This is a genomic window from Chitinophaga filiformis, from assembly GCF_023100805.1.
In the GTDB taxonomy this organism is placed as follows: Bacteria; Bacteroidota; Bacteroidia; order Chitinophagales; family Chitinophagaceae; genus Chitinophaga; species Chitinophaga filiformis_B.
This window is the reverse complement of record NZ_CP095855.1, coordinates 1-22,645: the sequence shown is the minus strand read 5'-3', so window position 1 is coordinate 22,645 and position 22,645 is coordinate 1. Positions and strand designations below refer to the sequence as shown.

Here is a 22,645-nt window from a genome sequence, read left to right as displayed (position 1 = left end):
GAGAAGGCCAGAAAAGAACAAACAGGCGCTGGAAATCGCCGATATACTTAACCGTCTCTGTACAAGTACCCGAACAAAAGAGGTGGGTGTATCAAAATAAACGAAGGCTTTGAGAATCACTTACACCTTCACTTGTTTCCATCAGGTATCCAAACAAAAGGGGGCTAACCCAAAGTATTGGTCAGCCCCTTTTTGTTTGGGTGCCTATGGGGGCCGATTATCGTTTAAATGAATCTCAAAGTCTTCATTTTACTGTTTGGTCAGCCTCATATCTTTCCTTACATATGCTTACTCCTGCGCCACGGCCTCAAACACCTCTATTTCCCGCTGTAGCTCTTCCACCGATCTCCCGGTAAGATCAGCCGCCTTCTCCACATCAATGATATCTTCTGCTACTAGCCGGTATACCATGCGTTCAAAACGGTATGTTTTTTCCTGGCCGGTGTAAACGCCGAGGCCTGTTTCATCAGCATTATCTGCAAGCATTTTAAAAAAGCCATTTGCATTTTTGCGGTCGATGATCTCTTTGAAGACTGCCTGTTGCATAATAGCCCCCATCGGCAGCCCATATTGTTCTTTGATAGTGCTCAATTCTCCCGGCGCAATGGCGATCCGTTTGTTGCCTAAATGTGTCTCCAAAGCATCCCCCGGCAACAACATCGCTGCTGCAAAGGTCTCACAGATCTTATGCCTGTCTGCACCTTCGGTGATGTTCAGCACGAGCTGGCCCAGCTCGTACATCGCGGCAAAACGTTTGATATCGGCCGGCCGGTCTTTATGCAGCACAATGACGGGTATCTTTCCCACATAGGTGCTTAAGCCGTCGAAGATGGCCGGTGATTCTACCTCGATCACACGAAGGCCTTTGCTTTCCAGCATGCCGCTCACATTGTGGAGGGCGCCCCATCCCAGGTCCCACTTATTGAGTAATTTGGTGGCAACATCCGCCGCTGCCAGTTCATCGGCTACAGGGATAGGCCTTACAGGATTGCTGAACTTAAACTGGATGGCGAGCAGGGATTCTACCTGCAGATAACGCTCGAACATATCCTTTACTTTTTCCCTGATACTCTCCAGCTGTTTTACGGGTATGTCGCCTTTCCGCTTAAACTCAAATGCAGGCAGTTTGAAAATCGGTTGCGTGTCAAAATAGCTGACCCTTACCTTTAATACTTTTGCGAGAATGTCTAATATTTTGCGGGAAGGCTGCATAACGCCCGCCTCATATTTGCTCAGCGCCTGTTTGCTGACCGTATGATCGCATTTATCAGCGAGATCCTGCAGGGACAGACCATGGCTCTTGCGTAGCGCTTTTAATCTCTCTGCGAAATATTGCATAAATTAACATTTAAGGGGCATCGATCCATTGTTGTTTGGTGTAGCTCCGTGAGAGCTGTTTTCTATAACGTGTCTTTGTTAACAGAACAGAACGATTAACCGGTTTGGCGGCAAACTTATAATTATTTATTCAAAGAGAGAACTGCACCTGCAAATAGCCCAAGGGAACAGGTTGAAGATAATTTGAATATCTTTAAGGAAATACAACTTGCTGATGAAGAACCTGCTCTTATGTACAACACTGGCACTTGCAGCCTGTAACCCGGGCACCAGACAGGCCGGTACTGCCGACGATTCAACTGCTATTAAAGCCATCGATTCAGCCGGATTGGCAAAGGATATTGCTGTACTTGCCTCCGACGAATTCCAGGGACGTAAGCCCTTTACCATCGGGGAAGAGAAAACGCTGGCCTACCTCATAAAACGGTTTAAGGAAATAGGCTTGCAACCAGGGAATGATACCAGTTTCCTCCAGGAAGTGCCGATGGTGGAGATCAGGTCCGTGCCGGAAGGCGACCTGCGCATAAATGGTAAGAGCGGTGAACTGAAACTCAGTTACCTCGATCAGTTCGTGGCAGGTACCAAACATGTACAGGAACGGGTGGCCATCAACAATTCAGAAATGGTGTTTGCCGGTTTCGGTATCGTGGCGCCTGAGTACAACTGGAACGACTACGCGGGACTGGACGTAAAAGGTAAGACCGTGGTGGTAATGGTGAATGATCCCGGGTTTTATGACAGCACCCTGTTCAAAGGCAAGACCCATACCATGACCTATTACGGCCGCTGGACCTATAAATTTGAAGAGGCAGCCCGTCAGGGGGCGGCAGGTATCCTCATCATTCATGACGTGTTGCCTGCCAGCTATGGCTGGACAGTAGTTCGCAGCGGCTGGTCAAAGCCTAAACTGGACCTGCAGACGCCCGACGATAATAAGAGCCGCGCCGCCATCGAAGGCTGGCTGACCCAGGAATCTGCCGAAAAACTGTTTCAGCTGGCAGGTGTGCCCGACAGTATCATGAACCAGGCTAAACGCCCCGGGTTTAAACCGGTCCCCTTAAATGTGAAGGCCTCCCTGGCATTGCAGAACAAGATCCGTAAATCCGTTTCCCACAACGTGGCCGCCCTGCTGCCCGGTACAGACAGGAAAAATGAATATATCATCTACTCCGCCCATTGGGATCACCTGGGCATCGGAGAAGCTGTAAAAGGCGATTCTATCTACAATGGTGCGCTGGATAATGCTTCCGGTGTAGCTGGCCTCCTGCAGCTTGCAACGGCCTTTTCCAAGCTGAAACAGGCGCCTAAACGCTCGGTGTTATTCCTGGCATTAACAGGAGAGGAACAGGGCCTGTTGGGCTCCGAATATTATGCGGCACATCCCATCTTCCCTGTTAAATCGACCGTTGCGGACATCAATATGGACGTGCTGAACTTCTTCGGGCGTACCAAAGACATTACGATCATCGGTAAGGGACAATCTGAGCTGGACGATTATGCCGCCAGATCGGCCGAAAAACAGGGCCGCTTCCTGGTACCTGAAGCCAATCCTTCGGGGGGCTGGTTCTTCCGCTCCGACCATTTCAATTTTGCGAAAGTCGGTATCCCAGCGTTATATCCCGGTAGCGGCACCAAATCCCTAATGCACGATTCTGCCTGGGCACCCGATCATGCCACCATGTACGGCCGCGATCATTATCATTCCCCTTTCGACCAGATGGATCCCAGCTGGGAATTGTCAGGAATGGTGGAAGATGTGCGCTTCCTGTTCGATGTAGGCCAGACCTTGTCGAATGAAGATAAATTCCCGAAATGGAAAGAAGGCTCTGAATTCAAATCGAAACGATAGAAATTATATAGCGTTGAAAATCCGGAAGCAGCCCTGTGCCGCTTCCGGATTTTTTATGCCACCACATTGTATTGGATCAGGGTCCATGATCCGTACCGTTCAGGAAGACTATGGAACTGTAACTGTCAAGCCTGCGTGCATCAGCTTTTTGCAAACTTTGGCTCGTGCCATTCAGGATGCTCGGGGCGCTATGGTTGTCAGGCCTGCGTGCATCGGCTGTTTGCAAACCTTATCCCTGTGTTCCTACAAGTGGCTGTATGCTGAAAGGCGCCTGCGCCAGGAAGTCGTAGGTCTTATTCCCGTAATGGAACAAGTTAGGATGCTGTTGGGCAGAAAAGCTTTTTTTAATGGCAATAAACAGGTCTGTATAACTGTTGATCTCTTCTTGCATCACCTCCTGCACCTTTGCCGTGAACATGCCATTGCCCCATACTTCCATCGCCAGTTCGTCGTCCTGGCAGGCGCCAAACTGCACCACGTAAGCAGCAATATCTGCCGGACCGGCGCTGAGTTGCGCCTGTATGCCATCATATTCGCTTTTATGTTTGTTGTAGGTACGGCTCAACACATCCAGCGGCGCTTCACGGGCGCGGGTATAAGTAGCAGGATCAAGCGTGGTGCTAAGCGGTTCTGCTGCTTTGGCTACAGAGCCGGAGTGACAGCTGTCGGAGAATATCAATATGCGTACGCCGGGTTTGAACCTGCTGAAGCAGTCGAACAGCTCATCGTCTATCAGCTGCCGGTCGTACAGGCACCAGGTTTCATCGAAGCCGTCCATCTCGCCAAAGTTGTTGGTTTCATCCTGGTTGGTATCTATAATAGAACCGCCATGTCCTGAATAGGTGAGCAGGAGTATATCGCCCGATTGCAGCTGGCTGGCCGCTTTTTGCAGGTGTTGCAGCACGTTTTGAGACGTGGCCTCTTTGGTAAGGAGTGAGTAGATGGATTGGAAACCCGCCTTTTCAGCGATCGCCTTGTACACCGCCGCGTCGTTCTCGCAGGCAAAGAGCTCGCCGTCCCAGCCTTCATAGCCGTCAGGGTTCACTGCATTCAAGCCGATATGCAGCGCATAGCTTTGTGGTGTCATTACTGGATGCTTTTTAGTTTGTTAATGTTGCTGATGCTGAACTGATCTGGTTTGCTGTTTGCATTCTTTAAGCTGTCTGAGAAGCTCAGAATATGATTGATCGTCTTTCTGACCACATTAGGAGGGATCTGCAGCCTGTTGGCAAGATCATTCACATTGAGATCGTCATTCAGCTTATCAATGTAATACAACAGCGTGCTGACAGTCTGGGATTGCAATAATCTTTCTCCGATCTCTTCCGGCGATGTTTCATTGCCAATGATCCTTTCCACTACGTTAAAGATGCTGTCTGTCAGCGAGCCGCAGGCTGTAGCATCTCCCAATTGCGCTTTTGCTTCGGGGATAGGCGCCGGCAGATAGGAAGTCCACACCATATCGCAATACAATTTGTCGGTGATGTCTTCCAGTAAGCTATCTTCCGCAATGATATCAGGATGTTTAATGGAGGCCCTGATCACGGCGCGTACGCCGGCCAGGAACATACAGGGCTCACTGAGCGTGAGTTCCGGGATGGGATCTTTGTAATACTGTGCCGCCATCACCTGCAATGCTTTCACGTCCGGCGTATCCTCTCCCAGGAGGGCAGGCAGGTCCTGTGCAACATTCCTGAACAACAGCTCATTGTTCGTTTCAGGACTGCTGAAATAGACATATGCCGCCAGCAGGCCTTTCATAGGCGAGGCCCACTGTCCCTTTTCGAATTCCAGCAATACTTTCTCGGGCAGGTAATAAACGCCGTTATGGAATTTATGACGAAGGCCATCTATGCGGTAATTGCCTTCATCGTTGTTGATGAACCCCTGTTGCCGGGGCGCAATAAATACGCTCATGGAAGGGAAGATAGGACCGTAACCGAAGGTGAGGAAGACCTGCGTTTGCCAGTATTTATCTGCCAATCCCTGCAAACTGTCGCTGCTCTTAAATACCTGGAGCGGAATCTCCCTGGGAGGAATATCGGTAGCCCGTCCGTTGCCTTCTTCGAACTTGCATCCGCTGTAGTGCAGGTAATAAATGCCTACCGGCAGTACTGCATGAAAGGCCAACCAGCCGGTGTCAGTATCTTCCCGGATATTACTGCCCTGCAGGCGATATAATATCTGCCGGTCTGCATCCAGCAGGGAGAAGCCTTCTCCCAGCGAATGCTGGTCTGTATTCAGTTCTTTTCGTTTATCCAGGTCCGTATACCGGAAGAAAAGAAAGATGGCGCCGCCTTCAGTCGTGCCTGTCTCCACGGTAGGTTCCCGGCTGCAATGCTGTGCATTGTGGGTATAATACTCATGCGAAGATTCAAAGCGGTCGGCCACCACAGAGGAGTATACCGGTGGCGTAGGTATCTCAAAACGGGTGTCTTCCGTAAGCCGGACATGCTCTTTGATGATGTTGCCATCCAGCTTCAGGGTAATGCTGTAGAGCCCCTGTGGCAAGGTGAGATCCAGTTGCTCATACCCCCTTGCGATATCTTCCAGGAAACCGTTGTACACCGTGATATGCGCGAAGTCGGACATCACGCCAACGGCAGCAACGGTCAGTTTAAAGGTAGGGGCATTAGAATTCATAGATCATAGTTTTAAGGGTACCATCGATGGTAATAAATGAAGATCTTTTGGAGATTTTATCCGTTAACTGGTGATAACCTTTACCCAGTGGGATCAGCCATGAATCGCCTGCCTGTACGATGCCTGATTTGATATTACTCAGGTCAGGTCCGTCCAGCGAGATGTCTCCCCCGGTTTTGAACTTTATCGTTAATACGGTGCCGGGTGTTCTGCCGGTCTTATGGATCACATAATCCAGCCCGTAACTGTTATTGCGGATATCAGAGCGTACTGTTTGTGTATGATTCTTTTCCTTGGCATAGGTTTCCGTCTTCTCCCGCACATAGTCGAGGAAGCTGGTAATAGTGATATCACCGCTGTTATTCACCGCCCCACCATTCAGCGCTTCCAGCAAGGCCCTGGAGAAATAACCATGTACCTGCAGATTGCCGTTCGCATTCATCATCCCTTCCCAGGCCGGGTTCTCATACTCTGAGGCATACATGACCACTGCCATGGTATTGGCACCTCCCGGACGTGGCCCGCCGAGCATGGAATGCAAAGGCTTCGTGTTGATCTTCCTGTCGCGGCAGCAATCCAGGAAGAAATACACTTCCTTAAAAAGGTCCTTTTCTACCAGCAGGTCCAGGTAAGCTTTAGACGAAAGGGCCGCATTATAAAAGCTGGGCGACCATATAGGCAGGCACATACCGTTCACTTCCCAGTTGGAGCCAAAGCCATGACCGGAGAAGTAGAAGTACAGGCGCCGGGCAGGTTTGGCTTCCGCCAGCTGCAGGATGTCTGACAGCGCCTTGTCAATGGCCAGCTGGTCGGGTACATTGCTGCCGGGAGCAGAGGGAATGAAAAAGACATGCTGCGGATGGAGATTACCGCCCTCCGCCCTGATCAGCCAGTTCCTCAGGCGACAGGCATCCGTAACGGGTGCGTTTAATTGTGCTAAACTAGTATAATGGCTTATTCCGACAATGATGGCGTAATCCTGTTCATTGACGGGGAGGCCTTTGACCAGATTCTCATTGGTTACCTCCTCACAGGGCCCTGTAGTGGGAGGTAATGGTGCTTCGGATACAAGTGGTTTTGGGCTCATGGGGTCATTTTTAAACGATTTGAATAATGCGTAGCCTCGCATGGGAGAAATGCCGATACGATATGTATAAAGTCATATACATGCGTTACGCTGGGGTATATATGATTAATAAGCGCGCTGTTAAAAATGAGTCAGTCTATCTATCTTTTAATTGCCGGTTTTGGGGTGATTATCTGAATATAAAATTACGCTACTGGCGGGATGTTAACAAGTTTAATTGACATATTGTAGTGTTTTATGTATTAAGGATAAATTGATTGTGAGGGGAATGGCATGAACCAGGCAGAGGATTTTCGTGATGGGGGACCTTGTTTGTTTGCGTTTTGTCGGGTGTATCGGCCATCGTGTTATCCATTGTATCGTCCATCGTTTCGTTCATCGTTTCGTTCCCCCCCGTTGAAAACGGGGGCTACAAACACGTGACCCCTGACGGGGTCAAAGTACAGGGCTTCATATTGTTGACGAGGGTGATATTCACATAGGGGTGTACCGGTGTTGTTTTGCGAATGGTGGCCGTTTTGCCTGGTGTTTTGTTTCGGTTTTGTCGGCCGTTTTGTCGGTTGTATCGTCCATCGTGTTATCCCATTGTATCGTCCATCGTATCGTCCATCGTTTCGTTCATCGTTTCGTTCCCCCCCGTTGAAAACGGGGGGCTACAAACACGTGACCCCTGACGGGGTCGAAGTACAGGGCTTCATATTGTTGATGAGGGTGATATTCACATAGGGCATACGGGTGTTTTTCCCGCCTTAAAACTTCTTTGTCCCGTATTTGTTATAGTCGTGTTGTAAATCCGTAGCAGCGTTCTAAATTGTGCCTGTTAAATAACCTCAATCACAATTTAAAACCCCACAACATGGAAGATCCAAAAATGCCTTTTACAGGCGCTACAACAGGTGCATTTGTAATGGAAAGAGAAGCTTTCCCCTCCTTTAGGTTTAACGATCCTCCCCACAAAGGAGAACTGGTAAGGTACGAGGTGGCGCTGAAATGCGCACAGGCCTATGTATCGATTATGTCAGAACATGGTCTTAGATTAAGAGGTGGGCAACAGATCAATCTCCTGGTACCTCAATCACGTATCGCTACCTTCTCTGAGGACTTTGTTGGCCCGGAAGTACTGGATTGGCTGCAGCATACTTATACTGCCTTGCAGCAGGGAGACACGAGCAGGCTTGTTTATACGCAGCTTGTAATGGGTTACTATACGGACGAGATCATTGATGATCCTGCATCTGAACTGCCCGTTAGCCTGAAGGAAGCCAAAAGGAACCGGACAACAATTTTTATTATTCCTTTCACACGCGCCGACACCCCCGGGTTACTTGGAACGCCCGGATATGTTTACGACTTCGGCGGTCTGCAACCCTGATAAATTATGATCATAGACTACTTTCAGTATTTCCAATTGTTAAGCCTCCTGGTAGCCATCATTTGCTACAGGGGGCTTAACGCCTGTAACCTGGTACTGTTTATCCCTTTACTGCTGCTCACCAATGTCATTGAGCTGGTAGGGAACAATTACAGGGCGCTCGGCTGGACGCACAATTATACCATGTACAACTGGTATATTATTTTGTCAACCCCTATAAATCTTTACCTGTATGCCCGGATGCTAAAGATCAGAAGGAATGAAAAACCCGTTTATGTGACAATTGCCATCCTGTCTATGCTGTTTATTGTCCTGAATTATATTTTCCTGCAGGGTCCCGGCCAGTTCAACAATATTTCTGTTGTTTTGATTGAAATCCTTAATATTGTTTTCGCTTGTTTCGTGCTATTACGATTGGCTTTTAGGGGCGATGTACTGGTAAGTATATTCAGAGAGCCTTATTTCTGGATCAGTGCCGCCAATTTACTGTTTGGCCTCATTACATTAGTGCTGCTCGGATTGCAGCAATATATCAGAAGTAATCATATTGTGATCGGTAAGGATAGCCTGTATCACGCTATTCTACCTGCTGTAAATATTATTCTCTATTCCTGTTATTGTCTGGCGTTCATATTATGCAGGATGCAAATAAACAGATCATCATCATCATTATAGCGGTAATAGCGGTCCTGCTATTTCTCGGTATTTTATTTCTGATAATGATCTGGGCATACAACAACAGGAAACAACAGGTGGAAGTGGAAAAGATGCAGATGAAGCACGATTTTGACAGGCAGCTGCTACAATCTACGTTAGAGATCCAGGAAGAGACTTTTAACAACATCAGCCAGGAACTGCACGATCATGTAGGGCAGCTGTTAAGCCTTGCAAAAGTGCAGTTACATATCATGGAGCAGCGTGCAGAGCAGGCTCCTGGTAGCCTGAAGGAAGTAAAAGATACGATAGGGCAGGCTATGACCATCCTGCGGGACATTGCCAAAGGACTTAGTACCGAAAGAGTACAGCTATTCAGCCTGGCGGGCAACATTGACCAGGAGGCAGAACGGATCAACAGGAGCGGAGCAACCCGTGTGGTTTTTCACCTGGAAGGCACGGAAAGACCAATGGAGGCGCAGGGAAAGCTGATCCTCTTCAGGATCATACAGGAAGCCCTGCAAAACGTGCTCAAACATGCCGCAGCAGCAGAAGTGATCATCACCTGCGAATACATGACAGACCGGCTGTATGTTAGTATTTGCGATAATGGTATCGGTTTCAATGTAGAGGAGGTGCTCGGCAGGAAGAACGGATTAGGGTTGCAGCATATTACCAGCAGGGCAGCGGTGCTGGGAGGCCTGGCCAATATTACCAGCAGCGCCGGCAAAGGAACGATCATTACCATCACCATACCCAATGTATGAATTAACCACACCTTATGTCAGAAATAAAATATATAGCCATTGTTGATGATCACACGATGTTCCGTAAAGGGCTATCGATCCTGATCAACCTCTTTCCAGCTTATGAGGTTTTATTTGAAGCAGCTAACGGTAAAGAGCTGATAGATAGAATTGATCCGGACTGCTTACCCGACATTGTATTACTGGATGTCAATATGCCCGATATGGACGGTTATGCTTCCGCGGAATGGCTGCGCACGCATTACCCGGATATCAAAGTGCTGGCGCTAAGTACGATGGATGCTGAGACCGCGATCATAAAAATGATCCGCCACGGCGCCAAAGGGTATATCCTTAAAGATGCAGAACCCGCCGAGTTGAATCAGGCACTGGATGAAGTATTTGCGCTGGGATATTACTATAATGACCTGGTCACCAGAAAGGTGATGCAATCCATCAATTACCTGGTAGATGAACACTCCCCATTGAGCACCATTGTAAAGTTAAGCGACCGTGAAATGGAATTCATGCGACTGGCCTGTAGCGAGAAAAGCTACCAGGTCATTGCCAAAGAGATGTTTGTAAGCGAGCGCACGGTAGACGGTTACAGAGAAGCCCTGTTTAAAAAACTGAATGTATCCACACGTGTCGGCCTTGTATTGTATGCCGTAAAGAACAATCTGGTAGTGTTGTGAAACGCTTGGAGTAATATGAAACGATTGGAGTAATTTGCAGAAAATGCATATGTATGAACGGACGGCCAGGCCTTAGTATTATTGAATCTATCAGGAAAAGACCAGTCATGTACCTGGGAACGACCAACAGCTACGGTATCCGCCGGCTGTTGAAGATAGTATTATCAGAATACCTGGAGAGTGTTACCGGCATTAATACAATAGAGATCACTTTTAACCCTGACAATCACATCAGTATCGTAATATCAGGTCTCTCGGAAGACGAGCTGTTGCATGAGATCGCCTTGCTGCACCATGTTGCATCCTCCAAGAATCACAAGATCGGCATGCTGATAGGCGTCAGCAATGTATTCCTGTTAAGGATTGTGGCTAATCCTGACAGACATGTACTGGCAGCACAGTCGGGTACATATGAGCTTTCTACTGCTCCTTGTTCTCCTGAAGAAATAAATGGTATCAAGCTTGATTTTCAGCTGGATGAAGAAATATTCAAGGATAGCCAGGTCTCTTACATCCCTGTGAACATTATGTTCCAGCAGCTTGCATACCTGAACGCCGGATTGAAGATCATCAGCGTCGACAACAGGGGAGAACTACAGCGTAACGTTTTCTATTTCAAAAAAGGATTAAAGGAACTATTCAATAATGTACTGGAAAAACATGATTATGGCAAGAAGGACTCCTGGCTGGCCATGGAGCTGAAAACCGCCATTAATGGTTACATCTACCACATTATCTTCAGATATCATCATATCTACACTAATTATCCGGCCCCCTACATCAGGTCTTTTGCCAATAATGACGGTACAAAATCCGGCGGTTCACTGGTAGACGGCGTGTTTAAAGGCCTGCAGGACGCCATTAAAGCGATAGGCGAAAAAGAAGGCGTAGCACTGAAGGCTTCAAGAAAAAAGATAGGCCGTCAATTAGTATTGATGGCCGCTGTAAAAGGTGATCCAATGGAATACGGCGACAATACCAAAGACAAACTGGATATGCCTTCCCTGAAAGCAGATGTGCGCAAGTATGTAGGAAAGGTCGTTTACAGGCACCTCCATGCCCATGCCGGAGACCGAAAGAGAGTACTGGAGCGGTTCAAGAAGGATTAAAACCTCAGCAGAATGAAAGTATTGAGGAAAATCAAACCCGACCCTTCGCTGTTGTAAGTCGTCTGATTGATGGAAGCGGGTGAATGTGGTGGGTTGGACTCACGCGCACGGTTTGGGATGGGACCACTGGCTTAGTTCTTTGAAGTATCCTTGCTATGGAACATTTTTAGGACGAATGGGCGATGGAATATCTATTTAACCCCTGGTGGGCCGGTCAGCATACTTCAAACAACTTAGGCCAGTGATCTCCACCTAAACCGTGCGCCGTTATAAGTCGTCCAATTGTAGGTAAGGGCAGGAGACGGACGCATGCAAAGGCCTCTTTGTTTAATTATAGTAGTTTAACTTTTATGTACCTCTGTTTACCGCTATTTACTTCTCCGGTTATTTCGTACTCCTGATAAGGGCGACGAAAATTATGTCGTAGGGAAGCGTAAGTAGCACCGGTTTCAGGTGGGAAGCACTGGCCTTAGTTATTTGAAGTATGTCGGTCCGCTTGACAGGGGTTTAATTCATATTCCTAACGCTCAACACGACCTGCCAAAGCTTCATATACAGGAACTTCAAAGAACTACAGCCAGTGATCCCACCTGAAACCGCGGCAAAACATCATCCGAATTCCATCGCGAAGAGAGACTTCAAAGAACCAGCCAGTGCTTCCATTTGAAACAGTGGCAAAACATCATCCAAATTCCATCACGAAGAGAAACTTTAAAGAACCAGCCAGTGCTTCCATTTGAAACAGTGGCAAAACATCATCCAAATTCCATCACGAAGAGAAACTTTAAAGAACCAGTCAGTGCTTCCACCTGAAACAGTGGCAAAACATCATCCAAATTCCATCGAGAAGAGAGACTTCAAAGAACCAGTCAGTGCTTCCATTTGAAACAGTGGCCAAACATCATCCAAATTCCTTCGCACAAGAGGAACTTTTAAGACTACATCCAGTGCTAACATCTGAAATCGTAACAAAGCACCCTCAGGGCGAAAATATTATTTCAACAACGCAATGATCTTCTCGAATATCTCCGTATTCTCATACACCCCTCTGAAATCCAGCGAATGCGGCCCATAAGCAAAGACAGGTACCATCACAGCACTATGGTCATTACTGCTGAAATGCCCGTCAACATATCCTTTGGAAATATTACCATCCAGCAATGATAATCCGCCCGTCTCATGATCCGCTGTAACGATCACCAGCGTATGCCCGTCTTCATCTGCAAATTTCATCGCCGCCCCGATCGCCTCATCAAAATCCATCATTTCAGTGGCAACATACGGCAGGTTGTTAACATGCCCGCCATAATCGATCTGCGCTCCTTCCGCCATAATGAAGAATTTCTGGCGCAACGTAGCAATGCTCTTTTCCAGTGAAGGCGCCAGGAATTTGCCCCTGCCGGTTAACATAGAAAGCTCTGCCCGTTTGTCCAGCACAACATATTTCGAGGCATGTATAGTATCAAGATCTTCCAGACTGGTGCTGAATGTATATCCTTTTTGCTGCAGCAGCGCAGGCATATTCAGGCCGTCTTTACGCTGGTTGAAATGTTTAGCACCACCGCCGATCATAATGTTGACAGGACTGGAAAGGAAGTCGGCAGCAATCGTATCTTCCAATGTTCTTTCCGGTACATGCGCATAGAAAGCCGCGGGCGTAGCGTCAGTGATATCGCCGGCGCTGATGAGGGCACTCTTATAACCCCTGGGAGCGATAACATCGGGAATGGCGTTGAGACGTACACCAGTAGCATCTACACCAATGTAACGGTTGTTGGTCTTATGCCCTGTAGCCATGGCAGTGCCACCGGCTGCAGAGTCTGTGATATAGCTGTCGGACGAATATGTCTTGGAGAAACCGATGTTGCGCATCTGCAGGAGGTTCAGCTGACCACGATTGCCGGTGAAGCCGGCATAGATCTGGGCCAGTCCCATACCATCGCCAATCAGGAGAATGACGTTATTGACATGCGTAAGGCTATCATTGTTCACATAGCGGGCAGGATATAGTGTATGCGGAGCGGCGGTACTATTGTATTCCAGTCTTTTCCTGTCAGAGAGGAAGCTGGCCAGATCTTCCAGGAGATCAGTGCCGATGTAATTAACCCCCATGTTCATCAGCGTTTTCCAGGTATTTACATTATCTGCCGTACCCCAGAAACGCACTTTCTTGTCAGCATGATGCACACTGTCGATCCAGTGTTGCATTTTTTCCCGTTCAGCTTTTACGATCAGCCCTTTCCCGTTCCAGTTGGTAAAGGTTTTTACATCAACGCTATACATCGGAATACGTTTTGCCTGTGCTGCTGTGTACTGTAATTCTCTTTTGCCATCGAAATGGATGTAGGAAGGATATTGGTCCCACAGTGCAGGTGCTGGCTGATCGCCGCTGATGGTAATAACGATAGTAGGATTTTTGGTGAGCTCCGGATAGCGTTCCAGTGTTTTAACCAGTGCTTTTAAGGTTGGTATACCGCTGGTCTTGAAGTCTATCATCAGCTGTAAAGTATCCTTACTGTTTTTAAAAGCAGTACCCCCGTTCCTACGTATCTGCTCTTGTAAAGGCTGCAGATAGAGTTTCTCGAGAGAACGCTCAGCAAGTATATTTTCTTCATTATGTGCAACGAACAATTTGCCATTCCGCTCAAAAACATCTGCTTCTATTGAACCATAATGACGGTAGTAAGCTGTCAGGAAAGGAATAGGGTGCTCATAATCGTTATGGGCATGAGCGCTCAACGTCGTATAGTTACTGGTTTGCGCTGCCGCGGCCAGGGCCGCGAAAAGAGAGAGGGAAAGAAAGGTAGACCTAAGCATGTGATCTCGATGATTAAATATTAGAAGTTAAAAAATTAGGAATTAAGTGCCGGAATATTAATACTCCTGGTCCTTAATTCCTAATTATTAAATTGAAAAAATATTATTCCCAGCCGCCATTCTGTTTTACAACGCCATTGCTGCTGGTCACTTCACTTCTTGGTACCGGCCATACGTTGTGGATAGCAGGATTGAAGTTACGTGCAGGCCATATTTCAGCGCCGCTGAAACCGTGTAGTGGTTTTGCATAAGCTGCCTGTGCATCGCCCCAGCGTACCAGGTCGAAGTGGTGGTTAGCCCACTCGCCGGCCAGCTCGGAACGGCGTTGCTTTTTCAGCTCGGTCATGTCTGCATTGGTCACGTCTGTCAGACCAGCACGATGCCTGATCATGTTGATCTCTTTATCAGCATTCTTGCCTTGCATGAGCTCAGCTTCCGCTTTGATCAGCAATACTTCTGCATAACGGATCAGTGGCAGGTTCAGGTCTGTAGTAGGATGGTCGCCGTTGGGGCTCAGGTGAGCGCCGCCAGCGTAAGAGAAAGGCTCCATATACTTGCGGAACTGGTAGCCTGAAAGGCTGTTGGTAGAAGCATATGTTCTTGCTTCTCCATAGAAGGTGAATGCGTCGCCTGGCTTCAGGATAGTAGCCTCTCTTCTTTTATCGCCTGCCTCATATGAGTCGTACAGTTCTTTGGTAGGCATATAATATCCCCAGCCATTGTATTTGCCCCAGCCTTTGTTTTCCAGCATAACGCCTGGCAAAATGCTACCCCAGCCGCTTGGGCCCTGTGAGTTGGAGTATACTGACCAGATATATTCGCTGGTCCAGTTGTTGGCGATAGTGAATACGTCTGCGAAATTGTCCAGTAGTTTATGTTTACCACTCAGGATCACAGAGTCAGCATATTTCTCTGCATTGGCATAGTCCTTTTTGTAGAGGAACATTTTACTGAGGAAGGCATAAGCAGCGGTTTTATGTGGACGGCCATACAGGTCGCTGGTATATTCGTCGAAGTAAGGCAGCAGGGATGCTGCTTTCAGCAGTTCTTTCTCTATGTACTCATATACCAGGTTCACATTGGCAGCACGCGGAATAGGCTGATCGCCGGTGAGGCTGTCGCGTTTTACGATCGGTACGCCTGCACGTGCATCACCATAAGTGTAAGCCAGTTCGAAGTACATCAGACCACTGAAGAAATAGGCTTCTCCAAGAATACGGTTCTTCAGTTTTTCATCCATGTTAATGGAAGGTACATGCAGGATCACATCATTGGCACGTTTGATCACGATGTATCTCAATTTCCATTGTCCTTCTGTATAGGAGCCGCCAATGAAATTGCTGTTGAAGTTTTTGATGTTATCACCTTCTGCTTTCACACGTCCGGTTACCATGTCATCGCTGGCGTTGATGAACCACCAGTAACCGCGGCCATAGAAGTTTTCGTCATCAAACTGGCTATACATAGCATTGGCGCCGGCGATGGCGTCCGTTTCCGTTTGCCAGAAGTTACCTGTGGTAGGCGCTCCTTCGGGAGTAATGTCCAGCTTTTTATTGCAGGCCGCCAGCAGGGAAAGACCTGCAAGCGATAGGGTGATATGTTTTATTAATTGTTTCATTGTAGTCGTCATTTGTATTTATTAGAAATTAACGTTCAACCCGATCAGCACATTCTTCGCCTGCGGATAACGGCCTTTGTCGATACCCAGTTCGTCCATACCTACTTCCGGATCGTAACCGGTGTATTTGGTGATGGTGAACAGGTTAGTAGTAGTAACGTACAGTCTTACAGCACCGATATGCGCCTGGTTGGTCAGGCTGGCCGGCAAGGTATAACCCAGGGTGATGTTCTTGATACGCAGGTAAGAACCGTTCTCTATGTACCAGTCGGAAGTATTACCGTAGTTACCGTTCTTATCGGTAGAGATGATACGGGTTACATCGGTGTTGGTATTCTGTGGCGTCCATGCATTCAGGATACCTGTCAGCATGTTGTAGTTGGTACCGATGCTGGGGTTCATGTTGGTATATTTCAGGGCATTGAACAGTTTATTACCCTGTACACCCTGTGCAAACACGTTCAGGTCAAATCCTTTATAGCTGGCGTTCAGGCTCAGGCCATAAGTGAAATCAGGGAAGGGGCTGCCTACTATCTGCCTGTCGTTGTTGTTGATCACACCGTCACGAACGCCATTTTTATCAGGTTGGTCAATGAACTTACGGTCGCCTGGTTTAGCGTTCGGCTGGATCATTGCACCATCTTTGTTCACATAGTTATTGATCTCTTCCTGTGTCTGGAAGATACCGGCAGTTCTGATCACATTGTAAGCATAGATCTCATGGCCTACGCGTGTTACGATCGGGTTCAGCGTACTACGAACGTTGATATTTGAAGAAGAAACAACTTCGTTCAGGCCCGGCTGCAGCTCGATCAGCTTGTTCTTGATAGCTGTAGCAGTAGCGCCAACGCCGAATGTGAAGTCTTTTCCTATTTTGCCATTGTAGTTGATACCCAGTTCAATACCCCTGTCACGCGCTTTACCCATGTTCTTGTACATACCGGTGCTAACACCTGCAGTACTTGGTGGGGCTACCTGCATGATCATCTTCTCTGTGTTCTTGATAAAATAGTCAGCAGTGATAGACAGACTGTTTTTGAAGAATGCGAGGTCTGTACCAAAGTTCAGCTGACGGGAATTGGCCCATGTCAGGTTAGGATTTGATAAGGCATCTTCCGCAAGACCTGTGGTTTGCGTACCGTTGGCGCCTGTGTAAATATTAACCGATTTTAAGTTGATGTTGATAACATTCGCAGGAAGACTTGCCAGGTTACCCAGCAGACCATAGCTGGCGCGGAGCTTGAGGAAACTGAGCACATCATTCTTATGCAGGAAATCTTCTTCTGTCAGTACCCATCCACCAGATACAGAGTAGTAGTTCTGGTAACGGTTATTAGCGCCAACGAGAGAGCTACCGTCACGGCGGCCCAGTACAGTCAGCAGGTATTTGCCTTTGTAGTCGTAGTTAATACGTCCCAGCATTGCTTCCAGTGCAGTCTGTGTTCTGCCGCTGGATGGTTTTGCCCAGGTGCCGGCGTTATCAAAATAACGGTAAACGTCGCGCTCATCGCCGAAGTTGCTGGCAGAAACAGACAGGAAGGTATAGTCATCATGCTGATAGGTATAACCAGCTACAGCAGTGATGTTGTGCACACCTGCAAATTGTTTGGTGTATGTTAATGTCTGTTCAGACAAGATATTGGTTCCGTTGTTGACATTTTCAGTCAGTCCGTTGCTGGTATTGATCTTGCCGATCTCCAGTGCGCGGGTGGTGAAGTTCTTCTGATCACTGAATGATTTGGTAACAGAAAAATTGGAGCGGAACACCAGGTCTTTTGTCAGTTTTACTTCAGCGTAAGGATTGATGTTGATATTGCTCACCGGTGTTTTATTGTCCATCCTGGTCAGGATCGCTACCGGGTTGGCAAGGTCACCGTATGAGCCGGCATATGCGATCGGCATACCACTGAAAGCGCCGGTAGAAGTATATGGCGTAATATTACGCGGATAACCCAGGGCGGTGAAGATGGCGCCGGTATAAGGGCTGGTGGTGTTGGCGCCATTGCCGTTGTTGTAGGTAAATGACATGTTCTCACCTATTTTCAGCCATGGTTTTATCTGTGCATCTGAATTCATGCGGAAGGAGTAGCGTTCAGCATGTGTATTCAGCAGGATACCCTCGTTGCGACGGTAGCCAAAGCTCATATAATACCTGCTTTTTTCGTTGCCTCCTTTTACACCTACGTTATAGTCCTGGATCTTGCCGGTGCGGAAGATCTCGTCCTGCCAGTCTGTGCGCGTGATCTGGCCATCAGGGTATTTGGCAGCATTGAAAGCATCCGCCGGAGCGATACCTGCAGCGGTATATGCGATGTTCTCAACGTCTGCAAATTGTTTTGCGTTCAGTACGTCCAGCTTTTTAGCCGCGTACTGCCAGCCGGTTTTAGCATCGAGGGTAATAGTAGCCGTCCCTTCCTTGCCTTTTTTGGTAGTGATCAGTATTACACCGCCGGAAGCCCTGGCGCCATAGATAGCAGCAGATGCATCTTTCAGCACGTTGATTGATTCGATATCATTCGGGTTGATAGGGCCGCCATTGTAGATAGATCCATCTACGATATAGAGGGCCGATTCACCGTTGATACCACCCATACCACGAACATAAACGGTAGGGCTGGAGGTAGGGTCCCCGCCATTGTTCTGTATGATCACACCGGGTGCTTTACCCTGTAATGCTTCCGCAGCGTTGTTCAGTGAGCGGGAAGTCAGTTTATCCAGCTGAACATCTGCCACAGCGCCGGATACAGTAGCTTTACGTTGCGTACCATAACCAACTACTACCAGCTGGTTCAGGTTAAGACTGTTTTCTGCGAGCACGATCTGAAAGTTACGTTGTGTGCCCACAGCAATCTCCTGTGTTTTAAAACCGATCATGCTTACTACCAGCACCAGGTTGTTACCAGCTGATACTGACAATTTAAAATGACCGGAGGCGTCTGTGCCGGTACCGGTACTGGTGCCTTTGACCATTACAGTGGCGCCGATCAGCGGACCATTATTATCATATACCGCACCTGTGAGTGTGATCTTTTCGTCCACTGCCTGCAGTGTATTAGCGGGAGCGATGGAAGCGCTGTCGTAGATCAATACGGTGTTGTACTTTTCTTCAAATTTCAGTGAGGACTGGCTGAGCAGGTCCTGCAGGATGCTGATAACTGTTTTCTTCTGATACGTGTTTGCGTGCACCTGTATTTTCTGTAGTGCAGCTTCGTCGTAAGCAAGGCTGATCTGTGCTTTTGATTCCAGTTGTTTCAATGCAGCAGAAAGGCTGCCTTGTTGCACCTGGAAGCGCTGCAGGATCTTTTGCAATGCCTGTGCATTGGTATGCGAGGCGAAGGCGGTAGACGCCAGTACGAGCAACGCAAGTCCCGCGAGGAATGCTGTGCGAAGCCGCAGAGAGAATTGTAAAGTGTTTTTTTGCATATATTAAGGATTAAGGTAAAGGCATGACTATAACTGTTCCACCGGAATGGAAGTAGTATGTGGAATAAAGGTTTGGAATGCAGCATGAGAAATAGAACCCCAAGGTCAATTCCTGATTCCCTTAATGAACTCGAAGCTGATCGTTTTGCATACTGAAATGAATTTTTGGTCTGTAACTGATTTTTTCAATAATGTCCAGGACTTCCTGCAAAGTCATAGTAGCTGGAATGTGTACTGTGTAATTCCCCTGGTGTACGTCCAATGCTGTGGTAGCTGTGATGCCGTATTGATTTTTTATGGTTAGTATTAAATCCTGTAAAGTGGCATTGCGCAGTATGATCTCTCCTTTTGTCCATGCTAACAGGTCGGTGGCCGCAACGCTGTCCTGCTTTACAGATTGTTCACTGAATGTTAGTCTTTGCGATGGCCCCAGGGTAGCCGGTTTAATGCCCTGGCGTTCTACCTGTACCTTACCGGTAGCGACTGCTACTCTTGATATGCGTAAAGCATTGCTGGCTTCTATGGTAAAAGAGGTGCCCAGTACCGTGGTGCGTATACCGCTGTTGTCTTCTACGCTGAATGGCCTGGTGTCTTTCACAACATCAAAGAATACCTTGCCTTCCGTCAGTTTAACCGGCCTTGCATTGCCCGGGAAGAGAGAAGGATACTGAATAGTACTGTAAGGCCCTAACAATGCTACTGTATGATCTGGTAATACGATCCTTTGTATTTGTCCGCTTGTATTTTTTACCGTCTGCCAGTTCATGGACGAGTGTGCTAACTGCCGGGAAGGATGCTGCAGGTACTGTTGTGCAAAATATCCCCCGATGATCAGCGGAACCACTACCGCGGCTATCCTGGCGATGCGCAGCCCTATACGGCGGGGACGGATAGTGGGATCGGGCCATATCTGCTGCTGCATGTCCTGTTTGATCTGCTGCATTTCGGTAGCAGATAGTACAGGTAAGGTGTCGTCCTGCTCCAGGGCATCCAGCCATTTAGATAAAAGTGCCTCTTCTTCCACTGAGCATTCGCCCTGACGGAATTTTTCCAGTAGTGCTAATAGTGTCCCTTTGTCCAAACTGTTCTGTGGTTTATAATAAGACACGGGAAACGGGAGTTTTAACTATTGGACCACCCGGCGTTAACAATTAGGTAATATTAGATTAGCCGGCGATCGTCTTCCAGCCGTTCCGCAGTCTTTGCATGGCGGTACTGAGCTGGTTCCGGATAGTTTGCGGGGAGGTGCCCAGCTTACAAGCGATCTCGGCAACGGAGAGGTCTTCCATCCGGTGAAGATAAAATACGTCCTTCATCTTCTCAGGAAGGCGGTTAATGGAGAGCAGCAGTTGTTGTTCGGTTTCTTTAAGGTGTAGCTGATCGGAGGAAGCAGGCGCATTGGTGTCGAGCACCTGTGTGAAGATATCGACATGTTTCTGATAGACATGCTCATCGCGGAGGGCGTTCAGCAGCCTGTTTTTAAGGGCGCTACGAAGATATGGCAGGATGGCAGTTACCTCAGGCAGTACGTCATGCTTTTCCCAGAGATGGATGAAAAGGCCCTGTACACTGTCTTGCGCCAGGGAATGATCCCTGGTGATCTTACAGGCATAGGTGAAAAGAGGCTCCCAGTATTCATCGAACAACTGGCGGAAAGCAAGTTCATTACCTGTCCGGATGGAACGCCATAAAGTGTATTGACCTTCTTTTGACATAGAATAACGTGTCACAAAGTTATTGGTTGTTACGAACTGCTGTAGCTGCTCTAAATTATGAAATTGTTAAACAGGGTGTAATAGAATAAAAAAAAAATCCCGGGCAATTTACCCGGGACTAATAATGTAGTATATAGGGGATTTATTACATGGCAGCCAGTTGTACTTTCTGCTGCAGTTCAATTACATTGTCACGGAATGTATTGTCAGTGTCCATCAGGTCTTTTACGGTCTGGCAGGAGTGAATAACAGTGGTGTGATCCCTTCCGCCGAAATGTTCTCCGATGGTCTTGAGAGAATTCTTGGTAAATGATTTAGCCAGGTACATGGTGATCTGCCGTGCCTGTACTATTTCACGTTTACGTGTTTTCTGCAGCAACTTGTCGTAAGGCACATCGAAATATTCGCATACCATTTTCTGTATGCTTTCGATGGTGATCTCTTTGGAGGAGGTCTTTACGAAAGATTTCAGTACACGTTTTGCCAGTTCCAGGTCTATCTCTTTTCTGTTAAGAGAGGACTGGGCCAGCAGGGAGATCAGTGCGCCTTCCAGTTCACGTACGTTGTTCTGTATATTATAGGCAACATACTTCACCACTTCCTTTGGCATTTCCAGACCATCGTTACGCATTTTCATTTCAAGAATTTCCATACGTGTTTCGAAGTCCGGCATCTGCATATCGGCGCTCAGGCCCCAGCGGAAGCGGCTCAGCAGCCTTTCCTGTAAACCGTCCAGATCTTTCGGCGGTTTATCTGAAGTTAAGATAAGTTGTTTACCGGATTGATGCAGATGGTTGAAGATGGCAAAGAACGCATCCTGAGTTTTTTCTGCACGCGCAAAAAATTGTATATCATCTACGATCAATACATCTATTAACTGATAGAAGTGAATAAAGTCATTGATGATACTATTCTTGGAGTGATCAATAAACTGGTTGATGAATTTCTCCGCGCTTACATACAGAACAGCTTTGTTAGGATGAATGCGTTTTACTTCATTACCTATTGCCTGGGCAAGGTGTGTCTTACCAAGACCAACGCTGCCATATATAACTAAAGGATTGAATGATGTGCCACCTGGTTTCTCAGAAACAGTTTTACCTGCTCTGCGTGCCACACGGTTGCAGTCACCTTCAATAAAAGATTCCAGTGTATAGTGAGGGTTCAGTTGTGAATCGATCTGTACACGCTTGATACCCGGGATAACGAAAGGGTTCTTTACAGGGTTCTGTATCGTTAATGGAAAATCTACCTCGCTGTCCTTCTTGCTGTTTGTAAACTGTCCAGGCATGTTTACTGTTTTAGGATGCTGGTGAGGAGTACCGTTTTCCACTACAATACGATACTCAAGTCGTGCCTCTTTTCCGAGTTCGCGTTTGATTGTTTTTCCAAGCAGTCCCACATAGTGCTCTTCCAGGTATTCATAAAAGAACTGGCTGGGCACCTGAATGGTTAAAACATTGTTTTCAAGCTGGATGGGTTTAATAGGTTCAAACCAGGTTTTAAATGGCTGCCATTCCACAATATCCCTAATTATATTAAGACACCTTTCCCAAACTTGTTCGCAAGTTTTATTCAT

16 protein-coding genes are annotated in these 22,645 nt (G+C 47.5%); 6 read left to right on the top strand and 10 right to left on the bottom strand.

Annotated elements, in window-relative coordinates; all coding sequences use genetic code 11:
* Positions 1-288: 288 nt before the first annotated feature.
* On the bottom strand, positions 289-1,338 hold the full coding sequence (locus MYF79_RS00080; RefSeq protein ID WP_247811958.1) for a helix-turn-helix domain-containing protein: 1,050 nt from the start codon (positions 1,336-1,338) through the stop codon (positions 289-291).
* 214 nt (positions 1,339-1,552) lie between these two features.
* Here MYF79_RS00080 and MYF79_RS00075 point away from each other — a divergent pair, with 214 nt between their 5' ends.
* Positions 1,553-3,187: a M28 family metallopeptidase gene (locus MYF79_RS00075; protein WP_247811957.1), complete on the top strand. Its 1,635-nt coding sequence runs from the start codon at positions 1,553-1,555 to the stop codon at positions 3,185-3,187.
* Positions 3,188-3,416: 229 nt separating this feature from the next.
* Here MYF79_RS00075 and MYF79_RS00070 read toward each other — a convergent pair whose 3' ends face one another.
* The 3 genes from MYF79_RS00070 to MYF79_RS00060 are packed head-to-tail and all read right to left on the bottom strand — an operon-like array spanning position 3,417 to position 6,917.
* Entirely contained in the window at positions 3,417-4,274 is an 858-nt protein-coding gene (locus MYF79_RS00070; protein WP_247811956.1) for a caspase family protein, read from the bottom strand.
* Positions 4,274-5,830, bottom strand: a complete 1,557-nt coding sequence (locus tag MYF79_RS00065) for a hypothetical protein (protein ID WP_247811955.1) — start codon at positions 5,828-5,830, stop codon at positions 4,274-4,276. The genes MYF79_RS00070 and MYF79_RS00065 overlap by 1 nt, the downstream gene beginning before the upstream one ends.
* Positions 5,820-6,917, bottom strand: coding sequence for a caspase domain-containing protein (locus MYF79_RS00060; protein WP_247811954.1), 1,098 nt, complete (start codon positions 6,915-6,917; stop codon positions 5,820-5,822). Before MYF79_RS00060 ends, MYF79_RS00065 begins: the two co-directional genes overlap by 11 nt.
* Positions 6,918-7,773: 856 nt before the next feature.
* Between MYF79_RS00060 and MYF79_RS00055 the strand changes: the two genes are divergently transcribed.
* From MYF79_RS00055 to MYF79_RS00035, 5 genes are read left to right on the top strand one after another with little or no spacing between them, the layout of a single operon-like run.
* Positions 7,774-8,289 carry a hypothetical protein gene (locus MYF79_RS00055; RefSeq protein WP_247811953.1) on the top strand — a complete coding sequence of 172 codons (516 nt, stop codon included), beginning with the start codon at positions 7,774-7,776 and terminating at the stop codon, positions 8,287-8,289.
* 6 nt (positions 8,290-8,295) lie between these two features.
* Entirely contained in the window at positions 8,296-8,964 is a 669-nt protein-coding gene (locus tag MYF79_RS00050) for a hypothetical protein (RefSeq protein WP_247811952.1), read from the top strand.
* Complete coding sequence (locus MYF79_RS00045) at positions 8,925-9,710, top strand: sensor histidine kinase (protein WP_247811951.1); 786 nt, start codon at positions 8,925-8,927, stop codon at positions 9,708-9,710. The genes MYF79_RS00050 and MYF79_RS00045 overlap by 40 nt, the downstream gene beginning before the upstream one ends.
* Positions 9,711-9,724: 14 nt before the next feature.
* Complete coding sequence (locus tag MYF79_RS00040; protein WP_247811950.1) at positions 9,725-10,384, top strand: response regulator transcription factor; 660 nt, start codon at positions 9,725-9,727, stop codon at positions 10,382-10,384.
* A 53-nt stretch (positions 10,385-10,437) separates the two neighbouring features.
* Positions 10,438-11,493, top strand: a complete 1,056-nt coding sequence (locus MYF79_RS00035; RefSeq protein WP_247811949.1) for a hypothetical protein — start codon at positions 10,438-10,440, stop codon at positions 11,491-11,493.
* A 993-nt stretch (positions 11,494-12,486) separates the two neighbouring features.
* Here the strand turns inward: MYF79_RS00035 and MYF79_RS00030 are convergent.
* The 6 genes from MYF79_RS00030 to dnaA all read right to left on the bottom strand — a co-directional run bounded on the left by MYF79_RS00030 (position 12,487) and on the right by dnaA (position 22,588).
* Positions 12,487-14,310: an alkaline phosphatase gene (locus MYF79_RS00030; protein ID WP_247811948.1), complete on the bottom strand. Its 1,824-nt coding sequence runs from the start codon at positions 14,308-14,310 to the stop codon at positions 12,487-12,489.
* A gap of 103 nt (positions 14,311-14,413) precedes the next feature.
* Positions 14,414-15,928, bottom strand: a complete 1,515-nt coding sequence (locus tag MYF79_RS00025) for a RagB/SusD family nutrient uptake outer membrane protein (RefSeq protein WP_247811947.1) — start codon at positions 15,926-15,928, stop codon at positions 14,414-14,416.
* A 21-nt stretch (positions 15,929-15,949) separates the two neighbouring features.
* Positions 15,950-19,351, bottom strand: a complete 3,402-nt coding sequence (locus MYF79_RS00020; protein WP_247811946.1) for a SusC/RagA family TonB-linked outer membrane protein — start codon at positions 19,349-19,351, stop codon at positions 15,950-15,952.
* 121 nt (positions 19,352-19,472) lie between these two features.
* Positions 19,473-20,432: a FecR family protein gene (locus MYF79_RS00015; protein WP_247811945.1), complete on the bottom strand. Its 960-nt coding sequence runs from the start codon at positions 20,430-20,432 to the stop codon at positions 19,473-19,475.
* 85 nt (positions 20,433-20,517) lie between these two features.
* Positions 20,518-21,066 (bottom strand): RNA polymerase sigma factor, encoded by a 549-nt coding sequence (locus tag MYF79_RS00010; protein ID WP_247811944.1) that lies wholly within the window; start codon positions 21,064-21,066, stop codon positions 20,518-20,520.
* A 145-nt stretch (positions 21,067-21,211) separates the two neighbouring features.
* Positions 21,212-22,588: a chromosomal replication initiator protein DnaA gene (gene dnaA / locus MYF79_RS00005; RefSeq protein WP_245901584.1), complete on the bottom strand. Its 1,377-nt coding sequence runs from the start codon at positions 22,586-22,588 to the stop codon at positions 21,212-21,214.
* Positions 22,589-22,645: the final 57 nt, after the last annotated feature.